The 15,460-nt window shown below is 30.3% G+C and carries 14 protein-coding genes; 8 read left to right on the top strand and 6 right to left on the bottom strand.

Annotated features, from left to right (window positions below; genetic code table 11):
- Window position 1 precedes the first annotated feature (1 nt).
- Entirely contained in the window at window positions 2-757 is a 756-nt protein-coding gene (locus MTZ49_RS03810; RefSeq protein ID WP_264747066.1) for a hypothetical protein, read from the bottom strand.
- 115 nt (window positions 758-872) lie between these two features.
- Entirely contained in the window at window positions 873-1,076 is a 204-nt protein-coding gene (locus MTZ49_RS03815) for a DNA-binding protein (RefSeq protein ID WP_264747067.1), read from the bottom strand.
- A 152-nt stretch (window positions 1,077-1,228) separates the two neighbouring features.
- On the opposite strand from MTZ49_RS03815, the gene MTZ49_RS03820 reads away from it, so the two are divergent.
- The gene (locus tag MTZ49_RS03820; protein WP_264747068.1) at window positions 1,229-1,666 is read left to right on the top strand and encodes a helix-turn-helix domain-containing protein; all 438 of its coding nucleotides are present in this window, start codon (window positions 1,229-1,231) and stop codon (window positions 1,664-1,666) included.
- Window positions 1,663-2,235, top strand: coding sequence for a hypothetical protein (locus MTZ49_RS03825; RefSeq protein WP_264747069.1), 573 nt, complete (start codon window positions 1,663-1,665; stop codon window positions 2,233-2,235). The genes MTZ49_RS03820 and MTZ49_RS03825 overlap by 4 nt, the downstream gene beginning before the upstream one ends.
- Before the next feature lie 145 nt (window positions 2,236-2,380).
- On the opposite strand, the gene dcm is transcribed toward MTZ49_RS03825, so the two are convergent.
- A complete protein-coding gene (gene dcm, locus MTZ49_RS03830) occupies window positions 2,381-3,676 on the bottom strand; it encodes a DNA (cytosine-5-)-methyltransferase (protein WP_264747070.1) in 1,296 nt (431 codons plus the stop codon).
- A 98-nt stretch (window positions 3,677-3,774) separates the two neighbouring features.
- Here dcm and MTZ49_RS03835 point away from each other — a divergent pair, with 98 nt between their 5' ends.
- Together MTZ49_RS03835 and MTZ49_RS03840 are read left to right on the top strand one after the other, a co-directional pair.
- Window positions 3,775-5,439, top strand: coding sequence for an McrB family protein (locus MTZ49_RS03835; protein ID WP_264747071.1), 1,665 nt, complete (start codon window positions 3,775-3,777; stop codon window positions 5,437-5,439).
- A 2-nt stretch (window positions 5,440-5,441) separates the two neighbouring features.
- Entirely contained in the window at window positions 5,442-6,698 is a 1,257-nt protein-coding gene (locus MTZ49_RS03840; protein ID WP_264747072.1) for an LlaJI family restriction endonuclease, read from the top strand.
- 34 nt (window positions 6,699-6,732) lie between these two features.
- Here MTZ49_RS03840 and MTZ49_RS03845 read toward each other — a convergent pair whose 3' ends face one another.
- Together MTZ49_RS03845 and gyrB are read right to left on the bottom strand one after the other, a co-directional pair.
- Window positions 6,733-7,659, bottom strand: coding sequence for a hypothetical protein (locus tag MTZ49_RS03845; RefSeq protein WP_264747073.1), 927 nt, complete (start codon window positions 7,657-7,659; stop codon window positions 6,733-6,735).
- A 374-nt stretch (window positions 7,660-8,033) separates the two neighbouring features.
- On the bottom strand, window positions 8,034-10,448 hold the full coding sequence (gene gyrB / locus MTZ49_RS03850; RefSeq protein WP_264747074.1) for a DNA topoisomerase (ATP-hydrolyzing) subunit B: 2,415 nt from the start codon (window positions 10,446-10,448) through the stop codon (window positions 8,034-8,036).
- A gap of 271 nt (window positions 10,449-10,719) precedes the next feature.
- On the opposite strand from gyrB, the gene MTZ49_RS03855 reads away from it, so the two are divergent.
- The 4 genes from MTZ49_RS03855 to MTZ49_RS03870 all read left to right on the top strand — a co-directional run bounded on the left by MTZ49_RS03855 (window position 10,720) and on the right by MTZ49_RS03870 (window position 14,232).
- A complete protein-coding gene (locus MTZ49_RS03855; RefSeq protein WP_264747075.1) occupies window positions 10,720-11,979 on the top strand; it encodes a putative DNA modification/repair radical SAM protein in 1,260 nt (419 codons plus the stop codon).
- Between the two features lie 9 nt (window positions 11,980-11,988).
- Window positions 11,989-12,750 carry a TIGR03915 family putative DNA repair protein gene (locus MTZ49_RS03860; RefSeq protein WP_264747076.1) on the top strand — a complete coding sequence of 254 codons (762 nt, stop codon included), beginning with the start codon at window positions 11,989-11,991 and terminating at the stop codon, window positions 12,748-12,750.
- 113 nt (window positions 12,751-12,863) lie between these two features.
- Window positions 12,864-13,274: a hydroxyisourate hydrolase gene (gene uraH, locus MTZ49_RS03865; RefSeq protein WP_264747077.1), complete on the top strand. Its 411-nt coding sequence runs from the start codon at window positions 12,864-12,866 to the stop codon at window positions 13,272-13,274.
- A 91-nt stretch (window positions 13,275-13,365) separates the two neighbouring features.
- A complete protein-coding gene (locus MTZ49_RS03870) occupies window positions 13,366-14,232 on the top strand; it encodes an aldo/keto reductase (RefSeq protein ID WP_264747078.1) in 867 nt (288 codons plus the stop codon).
- A 139-nt stretch (window positions 14,233-14,371) separates the two neighbouring features.
- On the opposite strand, the gene recF is transcribed toward MTZ49_RS03870, so the two are convergent.
- Window positions 14,372-15,460, bottom strand: coding sequence for a DNA replication/repair protein RecF (gene recF, locus MTZ49_RS03875; RefSeq protein ID WP_264747079.1), 1,089 nt, complete (start codon window positions 15,458-15,460; stop codon window positions 14,372-14,374).

Here is a 15,460-nt window from a genome sequence, read left to right on the forward strand (position 1 = left end):
CTTATGGAAATAGACTATAGATTTCATTTTCACTATCAAAACATACACTTCTTACCAAAGCAACATTTTTTAACTGGGCTTTATAGTAGAGTTTTTGTCTAAGTTTTATTTGCCATTGATAATCAATAGGGAATATATTTTCACTTGCAAAATATTCTATTAAGGTTCTTGATCCTATTTTGAGTGCTTTAGATATTTTAGCTAAAAAAATATATCTTGTTTTAAATACATTCAGATCATCTTCTGTTATTAGTTTCCTATTATCTTTACCAATAAAATAATCAATTATCCCCATATTAATAAGCTGATATGTTAGCTCTTGGTTAATATTTAACAATTTAGCTAACTGCGGGATGGATATGTATTTATTATCATTGATGTTTTTCCTAATCCACTGTTTAAGATCACTATGGGAAATAGTTAATGATCTAAGGTTGCTCTCATGTTGCCTTTTTATTACTGTTATTCTTATTTCTTCATTCAATATAGCTTTTATAAGCTTTGCTAAAGGTTTTTCTATTCTATTTCCTATAACTCTCATAGCTTCAGCAATTGAGATAGTAGAAACTTCCAACTCTATAACTTTTTTAAAGAGTGCTGCTAAATAGTTCTGAATTATTTCTATAGGAAATTGCCATTGTTGGCTATAATTTTTTCTTGGTGGAATGGCGTTAGGAAAATGATCGCTTTCAATTAATTGATTCAATTGAGATTTAGTAATACCTAACCTCTGAACTGCTCTCTTAAAGCTAAACATACTCTTTATTTTACTGACTTGTAATCGAATAATTTGTGAGGTGAATATTTACCTTACATATATAACGGGGTCAGTTAATAGCTGTATCCCGTTTTTATCTTCTAAACTCTAAGTATTAATAATTCTTTATAATTACTCCTTCTTTGATTCCCAATAAAATAGCAATTTCATGTGATTTGCCTCTAGTGTTTTGGGAGCGGCCTGAAAGCACATTTTGTACTTGGTGATAAGAATAACCATATTTTTTTGCCCACTGCGCAATAGTTATGCCAGAGAATAAAAATTCTTTTTTCACATCTTCTACTGTTTTAGTAGCCATGATCATTACCAGAACGCCAATTACAAGTTAAAACTAATATTTAGATAATAAATAAAAGAAATAACATTGTAAATAAATAAGTATATATTTGTATGAATATATATAAGTAAGTATAATTATTAAATAAACTTTATTAATGGATGGAATAACTATTGTATTGTCAAATCCTCGCAGAAACCTTTGGTAATCGCTTAAAAGAAGAAAGAGTAAGACTAGATCTAACCCAAGAAGAACTTGCAGAAAAAACTGGAATACGTGCTATAACTATTATTCAGTACGAAAAAGGGAAATCTTCTCCCCCTATAAAGTTTATTTATAGTTTGCAGGATCTAGGCTTTGATATAGCTTATTTATTAACTTCAACTACTAATATTCCTAATCCAAGTGACTTTCCACCTGAATTATTTAAAGAAATAGGATCTGCCATTGACCAATTTGAGCTACATATGGAAGCTAATTTAACTAATGAGGAAAAAGCTAAATTAATCTTAATTATGCTAAAACAATATATGAACAATATTAATCAAGGCAAACCTTCTAATACCATACAAATGAAAGATATTTTATCCAATCTATTAAGATTAGCATGAAAGATAGCAGAGATGACTTAATTGGGAAGTTTGAAAAAATTGGATTAAATAATCCAAATATAAAGTTTACTAATCAGGTGCAAAGAGCTTTTCCTTTAACGTTTTCAAAACAATTTGATAAATCTATTCTTAACCAAATTAGTTGCTTATTTTATATTTTATTTAGAATATATAATTTGTGGATTAATTCTTTTATTTATAAGAAAGTCCTAAATAAACAAATAACGAGTAAAACAAAACTTTGGTATTCTGCTTTATCAGAAGCTAGAAACTATGGTGCTATTATATTAAATCCAGATGATAGAAAATGGATAGATCTTATTACTATTAGATTTGGTTTAACCAATTCTCAAAAATTTCTTTTAGTTTGGTCTCGTTGTATTAACTACAAAAAAAGGGCATTTGGTACTAACTTTCAGGATAATTTCTTCGATAAGTTTTTTATGCTTTATTTAGCTCTATCAAATTGGATAGCTTTATTACTACAAAGCTTTCTTGTTTTATCAGATACTTATTTTTTATCTATTAAATTTCTCTTCGTTTTATTATTTATATATATTTTCAAATAGTTATAAAATTTTCTTTACTATTAAAAATTAGTACATGGGATAGTAATAGTCTTTATAAACAAATTTCAGAAAACAATATCTAAATAATAGTCATCTAATAATGTTTAAGGCAAATTAGATGCCTTTCTATCTTCATAGAAACTAATTATATGTTCTTCAATAATTTTTCAATAAGTGTATTTGACTGACCTTTAACCTCTAATTCATCTATAGTTTTAAGCATTCTGTTAGCAATTTCATTAATAACAGTAACACACACAGAATTACCAAACTGTTTGTATATTTGTCCTCTTGAAACTGCATCAACTATATATTCCTCTGGAAAACCTTGAAGCCTTGCACATTCACGAGGAGTAAGTTTTCTTGGATTTAAGTTATATTTTGACTGGTCAATTAATATTTCTGAACCATCTTTATAATAACGTGCGCTTAATGTATTAGTATAAGGAGCATTTTCATCATAAAGAGAATAACCAAAACCATTTCCTTTTGTTTTGTGCTCTACCTTTCGGCGCTTATGACCATCCCATAACTTATCAGATATAGTGTAATAATCTCCTGCTTTTTTTATTTCTTCATATGACTCTAAAATATTACCTAGTTTTGTTGATATTTTTGGTGCCTGTGGCCATTGAAACAACTTTTCAAACTTTTGGTTACCATAGTAATTTTTATCAAAACCTATTATGTAAATTCTTTCTCTATTTTGAGGTATACCAAAATCCGCTGCACGTAATACTTTTACATCTACCCAATAATTAAGTTTTTCTGACAAGGCTGCTCTTGTTTCTTCATTAAGAGGAATTTCATTAGATATTTCTTGTTCAAAATCACCTCGTAAGATATCAAGAATAGTTTTTAAGGTTCTACCTTTATCATGTCCTTGCAGCTGTTTAACGTTTTCTAGTAAAAATGCTTTAGGTTTTTTTTCTACAAGAATACGTTGTATTTCAAAAAACATTGTACCTCGAGTATCATTAAATCCTTGTCTTAAACCTGCTTGAGAAAATGCTTGGCATGGAAAACCCGCAAGAAGAATATCATGATCAGGTATATTTTTAGCATCTATTTTTGTTATATCTCCTGCTGGTAATTCTCCAAAATTTGCTGCATAGGTTTTTTGAGCAAACTTATCCCATTCTGAACTAAAAACACATTGCCCTCCATTTTGTTGAAATCCTAAACGAATTCCTCCAATACCTGCAAATAAATCTATAAAAGTAAATTTAGCGTTTTCATTATCTCGTTGTTTGAATGGAGCAGTATCAATTAACTCTACTATTTCTTTCCATTTAGCATTAGATGGTTTATGTTCTCCAGACTCCCAACCTCGCACTGTCCGCTCACCATTTTCCTTTAAATCTAACAATAAAGCGAATTCTGTATAGGTTAATCCCATATTTTCACGTTTATTTTTGATATAAGAAGCTTTATCTTGCATAATAGAATGATCCAAAAGAATATCAACTTATCCGGATTTTTACCCGGCCATACTATCATAAACTTAATGATGGTACAAACTAAATACAGAGGACAAAGATGACTTCTGAAATACAATTACTTAAGTTACAAGACTTAAATAAACTTATAAAACAATGTAGGGAACATTATCAAAATCTAGCATATAAGGCAGATGTACGTTTTAGCCATCATTTTGCGCAGTTGATAACAGAATCATTAAATAAAGATATTAAGGATACTGTTATACCTCATGCATTTTCTATAGAACTAATTAATGATAAAAAGTTACTAGCATTTATTTCCTCATCTTGTTTTTGGATAGCAGAAAGCTTTTGGCCATTAAATTCTGCTCTTGATGATTATAAGAAAGTACTGGACTATGTTAAGAAAATTTATACAAAAGAATACACTAATAAAAACCTCGATACATTATTAAGAAAACTTCCTTTAGAAAAAGAAGACTCATTAGAAATCACTAATGATGAAAAAGATAAATGGAATACAGCTATCGATATAGCAATTGCTGATAGTGAGAATAATGCTTTTTTTAAACGTTTTTGCTTTGATAAAACTTGGATATTTTTAGAAGAAGACTCCGAAGAAGGAAAAAAAGCAGAAGGAAAAAAACTCAATCGAGGAGACTTTAACCAATCATGTGTTATGTTGGCTACGAAAATGGTAATTGCTAGTTCTTCAAAACTTTTTAATATCATTAAATGTTTCTCGAATTCTTTAGAAATTAGAGAAGCTTTTGCAGAGCTATCGAACGAAGAAGAAGATTTTAGAGAGGTATCCTTACCAGTAAAAACTATTCGTCAAAATAATCAAAAAGGAATAAATAAAATCTTTTATGGCGCTCCAGGTACAGGAAAAAGCCATACAATTGATCAATTAATAGATACTAACCATTCAATAAAAACTGTATTTCACCCAGAAACTCAATATAGCGATTTTGTTGGATGCCTTAAGCCTTCTATGCAAAATAATGAAATTTGCTACAGTTTCATTCCTGGTCCATTTACAGAAGTAATTATAAAAGCTTTAAAAAATCCTGAAGAACACTATTACTTGGTAATTGAAGAGTTAAATAGAGCTCCTGCTGCTGCTGTATTTGGCGATATCTTTCAGCTATTGGATAGAGATGAAAAGGGTCAAAGTCTATATAATATTAATATTACTGATGAGAGCTGGTTAAAATATTTAACAGATAACCTAAAGACACAACTAAAAAATAATAGACTATTTATACCCTCTAATTTATCAATATTTGCCACTATGAATAGTAGTGATCAAGCTGTAATGCCTTTAGATACAGCTTTTAAACGTAGATGGTATTTTGAATATAAAAAACTTGATTTCAATAACTGTGCATTAGGAGATATTCCAATAACTATTGACGAAAAGAATCAAAAAATCAGATGGTCTATATTCGCACAAACAATAAATTTAATTCTATCAAAAAATTCTATTCCCGAAGATCGACTACTAGGTCCTTGGTTTGTAAGTAATGAAGAAATTTTAGATATAGAGCATGCTAAAAATACATTATCAGGAAAAGTGTTTATGTATTTATGGGATGATGTACTACGCCATGGAAATCGTCATTTGATATTTGATGATAAAATTACAACTTATGGTAATCTTATTGATAAATTCGAAAAAGATGAAAATATATTCTCTACTAGCTTTATTGAGGAATTAAATAATTTAACAAATAAAGAAAGCATAACAATAGAGCAATAGTTATGACTCCCTATTTTTATAATGACAGTATGCATTCTAATAAGCTACCTAAATCTCTATTAGAAAGAATGCAATCTCTTGATTTAATTAGAGGAAAAAAAAGTGATAAAACGGTATGCTTTTGTGGCATTATTATTATAAAAAAAGAAATTCACCTTTTTCTACCCCGTTCAATTTCTCTTGATAACAAAGACCTTAAAGCCAAGAAAAAACTAGCTGCTAATTTTATTCAATCCATTGAGAAATATGGAAAACAATCAAAAACAAAAGTTGATCTACAAGATGATGGTGAAGGAAGAATAGGCCTAATACAACTAAGCCTGATTAAAACACTACTAAAAGATTATCAAGATTATGGTTTATATGTTCAAAGACAAGAATCTCAAGTGACTAATGCTGGTAAGACAAATTGGGCTAAGACTATCAAAAAAATACCAATTTCTCTAAATAAAAAAAAACAAGTTGTTTACTTAAAACTATATGGAAATAAATACCAATTTTTAACGGGTAATATTGTCTCACAAATACATGCTGATATTATTAGAGAACTAAACAAAAAATATTCATGGTTATTTTTCAATAAAAATGAATTTAATACAAACGGATTAAATAATATTAGTTCTCTAAATAAAAACACTGATCATAAACTTTCTATCCTTAATAGCGAGTTATCAAACAGTTATTCTGAGCGTGATATTAATCTTATTAAAAATATGATTAATTATTTAAAAAATATATCTGGTGATGACACAAGTGAACTTATTGCTGGAGTAACAAAATTTCATCATGCTTGGGAACATATGTTGAAAAAGATACTTGCAAATACAATAGATATTAACTCTAAACTTCCAATACCAATATTTACTAAACAAAATGATGAAATTATAAAAATAAGCCAAAAGGGAATGAAAACAGATATAGTTATAGAAGATAAAAAAGAACAAATTATCACTGTTGTAGATGCAAAATATTATGAAGCACAAAATGTTAACACAATGCCTAGTTGGCCAGATATCGTAAAACAATTCTTTTACATAAAAGCACTAAAAACTATTTACCCATCAGATTATCAATTTAAAAATATTTTTATCTTCCCTGGAGAAAATAAAATATTTAAACAAATAAACATGGGGTTAAAAGATCAAGAGTACATTCTATTAGATGAAGATTTCCCTCCTATTATATGTAAATATATTTGTCCAATTATTGTAATTGACTATTTTGTAAAAAATAAAACTGTTGACCTTATAGATCTATAACAGCCTCTTAACTAAAAGATATAAATAATCTCCATTATTTATTGTTTTTCTCTAATTCTTTATATTTATCTAAAAACTCTTTATGATATTCTTTTGAATGTTCTAATAATTCATTATATGTTTTTACATAAACTTGACCTGTTTTAGCATATGTATTTTTTTTAGCTGAAGTCATCATATCTGTTTTAATTTCTCCTCCAACTAAATAACATACGATATTACATGGGTTTTCTGATGAGTTATATTTTCCCTCTAAGAAAACTTGATAGTGATATGCTTGTTCAATCGCTTTTACATCAATTTTATATTTACTTCGTTTAATTTCAACAATATAGATTATATTTCCAAGAGGATTCGAGCAAAGAAAATCTATTCTTCTATCTTTTTCTTCTAAAGAATCATCAGGGAATTCCGTTTTTAATATTTCAGAAAATCTAACTTCATCTTTAAACTCAATAATTCTAGGATCAATTAGCCATGGAAATTTAACTAAAAAATTATGTAAAGTAGGAACTTCTTTAGTATCATCATCTAAAAGTTCTTGAAATTTTTGTATTACCTCAATTCTAGTTGTGGCTAATGCAGAATATTGTTTGGCTTCTACCATTTTCCAATCATCTAATAACCTTAATAATTGAACCCTGCTGCTGTCTGTCATATCTAATTGAACGATTTCATGTGCATAGTCTTTAAAATCTTCATTATCAAATTTATCAATTACACTTTTTGTTAGCTTTTTTGCTAAGCTGTAATCAATATTTGCATCAGTTAAAATTGGAGTTAAAATATCTTCTCCTAGTTTTTTTTCATGACTTTTCAACCCGCCTAAAAAATTTTCTACGTCTAATCCATCTTTTTTCATTTCATTCGATTTTTCTTCTCTACGTTTTTTTCTCCATTCACTACCTACTTTTTTAATAACTTCTTGTAGATATTCCCTTAACTTGTAGGTTCTTATCAAAGTTGAAACCATAAACTATAATAATTCAACAAGTTAAAAATTAATTATCATGTAAATGAAACAACTAATTTTTTTAAATTGAAACCAAATTACTTATTATCACTTAATATGATACTGATTATTACTACAATTAATTAAAAAACTTGACGAGTTATAAAGGAAAGATAGATACTAACAATTGTCTAGATTGTAGGATAATAAACTATCTTACATATATAACGGGGTCAGTTAATAACTGTATCCCGTTTTTATTTTCTACCATTATTATTCAATCGTTTTCTAACTAATACTTCTTGTTGTTTCATTTTAATGAGAAATCGTTTCACGCTTATGAGAAACGGTTTCAATTCATATGAGAACCGACACACAACTAATTAAACATCCAAATTAGATACAGCCAATGCATTACTTTCAATAAACTCTCTTCTAGGCTCTACTTGATCGCCCATTAGAGTATTGAAAATTTGGTCTGCTGCTACGGCATCTTCAATGGTTACTTGTAGCATACGACGAGTATTAGGATCCATGGTTGTTTCCCAAAGTTGTTCTGGGTTCATTTCACCTAGTCCTTTATAACGTTGGATATCGTAACGTTTGCCACCTTCTGTTTTTAGCCATTCCATTGCTTCTTTAAAGGTTGTTACTGCTTTAGTGCGTTCACCACGTTTAACATAGGCACCCTCTTCTAGTAAGCTATTTAAATGCTCACCTAAGGTTACCATTGATTTGTAGTCGTTACTTGCAAAGAAGTCACGGTTAAATAGGGTGTAATGGATACGACCATGAGAAATTGTTTCTACAACAGGTAACCATGCAGTTTTTTCTTCATCGTAGCGTAGTTTTACAATGTATTCTAATCCTGATTGTTGATCTGCTGTTAAACGAGCCTTTAGGCTATCAACAAAGGTTTGCATTTTTTGTTGGTCTTTTAAGTCTTCTGGCATCACTCTAGGCATATACATAAAGTGTTCGGTTAGTTCTTTTGGATAGATACGTGATAAACGATTTAATGTTTTCATTATCTGACGATAATCATTAATTAGTTTTTCTAGTTGTGCGCCTGCTAGTGCTGGAGCACTTTCATTAACATGTAGGCTAGCATTTTCTAATGCTAGTTGAATTACATATTCTTCTAGAGCTTCGTCGTCTTTAATATATTGCTCTTGTTTGCCCTTTTTAACTTTATATAAAGGTGGTTGAGCAATATAGATATAGCCACGCTCTAATAGCTCTGGCATTTGTCTAAAGAAAAAGGTAAGTAATAAGGTGCGAATATGTGAACCGTCCACGTCAGCATCGGTCATGATGATGATATTGTGGTAACGTAGTTTTTCAATATTGTATTCTTCACGACCAATACCACAACCTAGTGCCGTAATTAGGGTACCTACTTCTTGTGAAGATAGCATTTTATCGAAACGTGCTTTTTCTACGTTTAGAATTTTACCTTTTAATGGCAGAATTGCTTGTGTTTTACGATCACGCCCTTGTTTGGCAGAGCCACCTGCCGAGTCCCCTTCCACTATGTATAGTTCTGAAAGTGCTGGGTCTTTTTCTTGGCAATCTGCTAGTTTACCTGGTAAACCTGCAATATCTAACGCACCTTTACGACGAGTCATTTCACGGGCTTTACGCGCTGCTTCACGAGCACGTGCTGCATCGATCATTTTACCTACAACAGATTTTGCATCATTAGGGTTTTCTAATAAGAAATCAGCAAAGTATTTGCCCATTTCTTGTTCTACTGCTGTTTTAACTTCTGATGAAACTAATTTATCTTTAGTTTGTGAGCTGAATTTAGGGTCTGGTACTTTTACTGAGATAATAGCAGTTAAACCTTCCCTTGCATCATCGCCTGTAGTGCTAATTTTGAATTTTTTAGCTAAACCTTCTTGTTCTATATAGTTGTTAAGGTTACGGGTTAGTGCTGAACGGAAACCTGCTAAATGGGTACCACCATCACGTTGTGGTATGTTATTGGTAAAACAAAGGATATTTTCATTAAAACCATCATTCCATTGTAAAGCTACTTCTACGCTGATACCGTCATCACGTTGGGTAGTAAAATGGAATACATTGTTAACGGTTGTTTTATTGGTATTAAGGTAGTCTACGAATGCACAAAGACCACCTTCAAATCTAAAGAGTTCTTCTTTGTCAGTACGTTCATCTTTTAAGTAGATACCTACACCGGAGTTCAGGAAAGATAGTTCACGTAGACGTTTAGCTAAAATATCCCAAATAAATTGGATATTGGAGAAAGTTTCTGCAGATGGTTTAAAATGAACTTGAGTACCTGATTTATCTGTTGTTCCTATTTCATGCAATGGACCTTGTGGAACACCATGAGAGTAAGTTTGTTCCCACACTTTGCCCGCACGATTAATAGTTAGGATTAATTCTTCTGATAAGGCGTTTACAACGGATACACCCACACCATGGAGACCACCTGATACTTTATAGCTGTTATCGTCAAACTTACCACCTGCGTGGAGTACTGTCATAATAACTTCAGCAGCAGATACGCCTTCTTCATGCATATCGGTAGGAATACCACGACCATTGTCAGATACGGTGATTGATTCGTCTGCATGGATAGTGACATGGATATCGTCACAATAACCTGCTAAAGCTTCGTCAATTGCATTATCTACTACTTCAAACACCATATGATGTAGCCCTGTGCCGTCATCGGTATCACCAATGTACATACCAGGACGTTTACGTACAGCATCTAATCCTTTTAGAACTTTAATACTGGACGAATCATATTCGCGTTTATCAGTCATGAAATTACTCCTAACAGGGGCATTTATACCCTTAAATGTTTCACGTGAAACCTGTTAATAAACAAGCATAAGCAACAATATAAGGGTAGTATATATAGGTCTTTAAAATTAATAGATTATTATAGCATTTTTTATACTTTAAAGCACCTAACTAAGCTGTTAGTAGCTATTTCAAAATCTATTGATTTAGACCTTGTAGGGGTATTTTTACAAGAGTAATCTATACCCTAATAGAAAGTTTATTTAGTTTATTACTCTCCCTTAATAGCAAATGAAAGATACCATTGTTAAAAAACTTGAGATATTAGCTGAATCAGCTAAATATGATGTATCTTGTTCCTCTAGTGGTATAACAAGAGGCCGCAAGGATGGAGCTATTGGTAATACTTCTGGTTGGGGAATTTGTCATACTTATACCGAAGATGGTCGTTGTGTTTCTTTGCTTAAAATTTTATTCACTAATGTTTGTATTTACGATTGTGCCTATTGTATTAATCGTAGAAGCAATGATATTGAAAGAGCCTCTTTTACTGTTAAAGAATTAGCTGAGTTAACTATAGAATTTTACCGAAGAAATTATATTGAAGGGCTTTTCTTAAGTTCGGGTATCGTAAAAAGTGCTGACTATACAATGGAGCGAATGGTACGTGTCATAAAAGAACTACGTACTGTTTATCACTATAATGGTTATATCCATATGAAGAGTATTCCTGGTGCTAGTCAGGAATTAGTATATGAAGCAGGTCTATACGCTGATCGTTTAAGCGTAAATATAGAAATACCTTCAGAACATAGCCTTAAATTATTAGCACCTGAAAAAGACCACCAGAGCGTTTATAAACCTATGCATTATATTCAGCAAGGTATGATTCAATATAAAGAGGAAAGAAAAAAGTTTCGAAAAGCTCCTCGCTTTGTTCCAGCGGGACAAAGTACTCAAATGATTATTGGGGCTTCTAATGAATCCGATAGGGATATATTAAAGTTGTCTTCCTTACTCTATCAACGACAAAGCATGAAGCGTGTTTATTATTCTGGTTTTATTCCTGTTAATAGCTATGATAACCGTTTGCCTGTTTTAAAAGCGGCTCCTTTAGTACGTGAAAATAGACTTTATCAAGCTGATTGGTTAATGCGCTTTTATCAGTTTAAAGCAGAAGAAATAGTAGATGGTAATACAGCTAATTTAGACTTAGATATGGACCCTAAGTTAGCTTGGGCATTACGACATCCTGAATTTTTTCCTATTGATATTAATAAAGCTGATTATGCTGAAATATTAAGAGTACCTGGTATAGGTATTAAATCAGCTAAATTGATTGTTACTGCAAGAAAGCATAGTAAATTAGATTTTGAGCAATTACGTAAAATAGGTGTAGTTTTAAAACGTGCTCAGTACTTTATTTATTGTTTAGGTTCACCGTTGTCTACAAATTATTCAATTAATCCTATAACTATTCGACAAATGCTTATTAATAGTCAAAAAATTACAGCTCAAACTGAACAGCAACAACTTTCTTTTATTCTATAACCTATTGTTATGATTGTATTTTTTTATGATAAAAGTTTTGAGGGTTTACTCACAGTAGTATTTGAAGCTTATCGTTTAAAACAATACCCAGAACAATTATTAGCTATTGGTAATTTAGAACCACTACTCTGTGAAAAATCTTATACTATTATTACAGATTTAGAAAAATCTTCTCGTGTCTGGGAAAAATTACAAAATAAGCTTTCTAAAAGGGCTATTCAATTATTATTCTATGGCTGGCTATCTGAACAAGAAGGTGCTGATAAACTATTATTTGATGTTATCAAAAAAATGGTAGATAGCCCTACCCCTATAGAATTTAATTATGCAGATAATGATATTTTATCTTTATTTCAATTAGCTAAAAAAGTAAGCAAAGAACGCCACCATTTAATGCAGTTTGTACGTTTTCAAAAAACTATTGATGATATTTATTTTGCTGTAATAAATCCCATCTACAATGCCCTTCCCTTAGCCTTAAAACACTTCAAGAATAGATTTGCTGACCAACAATGGATTATTTACGATATAAATCGTAACTATGGTTTTTACTATAATTTAGAAACTACCACTGAAATAACTTTAGATATTGAGCAATATATTGATAATGGTAAACTTAATAAAGAGGCTTTAGCTGATAATGAAGAGTTATTTCAAACCATGTGGCAAAAATATTTTAAAGCGTTAACTATTAAAGAACGAATTAACCTGAGACAACAAAAACAATATATGCCTAAACGATTTTGGAAATATTTAATAGAAAAACATTAATCTTTATTGTTTCACGTGAAACATTCTTAAAAGCTAGACTTTAGTAGCGATTGTAAAAATTACTATAAAAAATCAAACTAGTTTTATTAATCCAACCTAATAAAGGAATTCACGTGAAAAATATTAAATATTTAATAAGTTGTTTTGCATTAACCTTTCTATCTTTAACTGCTATAGCTGAAACTAATCCTCTTAGTGTGCATGTATTAAACTTACAAACAGGCCTACCCTCTTCTAATGTTGAAGTTGTACTTGAGCAAAAAAATGGTGATGACTGGAAATTATTAAATAAAGGAATAACAGATAATAATGGCAGAATAACCGCATTATTTCCTAACAAAGAAACAATGCAAGATGGTATTTATAAAGTCACTTTTAAAACAGCAAAATGGTTTAAAGCACATAATACAGAAACTTTCTTCCCTGAAGTACCTGTTATATTTAAAGCAGATACTAATATTAAACATTATCATATACCTCTATTAATTAGCCCTTATGGTTATTCTACTTATCGTGGTAATTAATAAACAGATATAATATTAAATATAGTTTTATAGTCATACAAAATTTCTACACATGTTTCACGTGAAACACTAATTGAATAGGAGTTATTCAATGAGCCAATTTGAAACTCAACGATCAGTAAAATTAGCTGATGGCACAATAATTCCAGCTATAGGTCAAGGTACTTGGTTTATGGGTGAAAACCCATCTAAAGAAATGGATGAAATTAGTGCATTACAATTAGGTGTAGAATTAGGTATGACACTTATAGATACTGCTGAAATGTATGCTAATGGTGGTGCAGAATTAATAGTAGGTAAAGCCATTAAACATATTCGAAATAAAGTGTTTTTAGTATCTAAGGTATACCCTCATAATGCAGGAAAAAATAGTGCGATTAAAGCCTGCGAAAATTCCCTTAAAAGACTGCAAACTGATTATTTAGATTTATATCTATTACACTGGCGTGGATCTATCCCTCTTGCTGAAACTGTTGAAGTAATGGAAAATCTTAAAGCATCTGGCAAAATAAAAAGATGGGGTGTTTCTAATTTTGATACAGATGATATGAAACAACTGTGGCAAATTACTAATGGTAAGAATTGTGCTGTTAATCAAGTTTTATATCATTTAGGTTCTAGAGGTATTGAATATGATCTAATACCTTGGTGTAAAGATCATCAAATGCCTATTATGGCCTACTGCCCAATTGCTCAAGGAGGTACTTTAAGAAAAGATCTTATGAATAATAAAATTGTTCAAGATATAGCTAAAGCAAAACAATGTACAACTGCCCAGTTATTATTAGCTTGGTGCATTCGTAATGGCAATGTTATTGCTATTCCAAAAGCTTCTAATAAAACTCATGTACACGAAAATGCCCAAGCTTCTACTATTAGCTTTAATCAAGATGAATTAGATTTGTTAGATAGCATATTTACTCCACCTAAACATAAAATACATTTAGACATTGTATAAAAAATTATATTTATAAAAAAATGTTTCACGTGAAACAGAAGTAATTCCATTAGTGAATTATAAAATTTATAAATTACTCAAATAATATAAGATTTCAGTGGTAGGATTTTTTGCTAAAACAGCTTAAGTTTTTAACCTATTACATTAATTGAATATTACCTTGTTTCACGTGAAACAATGCAATCTCAGTTTTTTCTTTCCATATATTAAATAAAGGTTCTTTTTCAACACCTGTAATAAATATTTGGCATTCCAAATCTTCTAATAATTTACAAAGAGCTTTTCTATGTTGTTCATCTAATTCAGATGCAAGATCATCTATTAAGTAAATGACTTGTCCTTTTTTATAATTATTAATTAGATAACCTTGTGCTATTTTTAAGGCACATACTACTAATTTCTGCTGTCCTCTAGAAAGTACATCAGCTGCATTATAACCATCTAATTTTAAGCGTAAATCAGCACGTTGTGAGCCTGCTTGAGTATGTCCTAATTGCTGATCTCTTTCTAAATTATTAGTAAGTATTTGCTGTAAACTACTGTCCTTATCCCAACCACGATAATAACTTAAAGAAAAATTTTTAATATCTAATAATTCAATTAATATTTTATCAAAAATAGGTTTAAGTTCTTCTATATAAGCTTTTCGATAATTATCTATTTCTTCACTAGCCTGACAAAATTCATGATTCCAAACTTCTAGTTCTTTTAAATTATTTCTACCTTGTCTTAACCAAGAATTTCTTTGTTTTAAAGATTTTTGTACTCGTTGCCAAGCAGATAGAAATCTTTGTTCAGCATGGAATACACCCCAATCTATAAATTGCCTTCTTAATTTGGGTGAACCTTCTAATAATCTAAAACTATCAGGATTGATAATTTGTAAGGGCAAAATATCTGCCAATTGTACTGTTGTACGAATATTTTGATTATTTATTCTTATTTGTAATTCACTTTGTTTATTACGGTTTATTCCTAATTGATGAATAATATGTTCATTCTGCTTAACTTGACCAAAAATAGTACAATCATTTTTATCATAATTAATAACTGTATTTATTTTATGACTACGAAAAGAACGAGCTAATCCTAATAAATGAATAGCCTCTAAGACAGAGGTTTTACCACTGCCATTAGCACCATAAAAAATATTTACACGAGGAGAAAGAGATAATGTTACTGGCTCTAAGTTACGTAAACCAGTAACATCTAAACGAATAACAGACAT

The organism is Entomomonas sp. E2T0 (genome assembly GCF_025985425.1).
Lineage (GTDB): Bacteria > Pseudomonadota > Gammaproteobacteria > Pseudomonadales > Pseudomonadaceae > Entomomonas.

Excerpts from the sequence above, each read along its gene's own strand:
- MTZ49_RS03810 (WP_264747066.1), bottom strand. The coding sequence starts at position 757 with ATGTTTAGCTTTAAGAGAGCAGTTCAGAGGTTAGGTATTACTAAATCT.
- MTZ49_RS03815 (WP_264747067.1), bottom strand. The coding sequence starts at position 1,076 with ATGGCTACTAAAACAGTAGAAGATGTGAAAAAAGAATTTTTATTCTCT.
- MTZ49_RS03825 (WP_264747069.1), top strand. The coding sequence starts at position 1,663 with ATGAAAGATAGCAGAGATGACTTAATTGGGAAGTTTGAAAAAATTGGA.
- dcm (WP_264747070.1), bottom strand. The coding sequence starts at position 3,676 with ATGCAAGATAAAGCTTCTTATATCAAAAATAAACGTGAAAATATGGGA.
- MTZ49_RS03835 (WP_264747071.1), top strand. The coding sequence starts at position 3,775 with ATGACTTCTGAAATACAATTACTTAAGTTACAAGACTTAAATAAACTT.
- MTZ49_RS03840 (WP_264747072.1), top strand. The coding sequence starts at position 5,442 with ATGACTCCCTATTTTTATAATGACAGTATGCATTCTAATAAGCTACCT.
- gyrB (WP_264747074.1), bottom strand. The coding sequence starts at position 10,448 with ATGACTGATAAACGCGAATATGATTCGTCCAGTATTAAAGTTCTAAAA.
- MTZ49_RS03855 (WP_264747075.1), top strand. The coding sequence starts at position 10,720 with ATGAAAGATACCATTGTTAAAAAACTTGAGATATTAGCTGAATCAGCT.
- MTZ49_RS03860 (WP_264747076.1), top strand. The coding sequence starts at position 11,989 with ATGATTGTATTTTTTTATGATAAAAGTTTTGAGGGTTTACTCACAGTA.
- MTZ49_RS03870 (WP_264747078.1), top strand. The coding sequence starts at position 13,366 with ATGAGCCAATTTGAAACTCAACGATCAGTAAAATTAGCTGATGGCACA.
- recF (WP_264747079.1), bottom strand. The coding sequence starts at position 15,460 with ATGTCTGTTATTCGTTTAGATGTTACTGGTTTACGTAACTTAGAGCCA.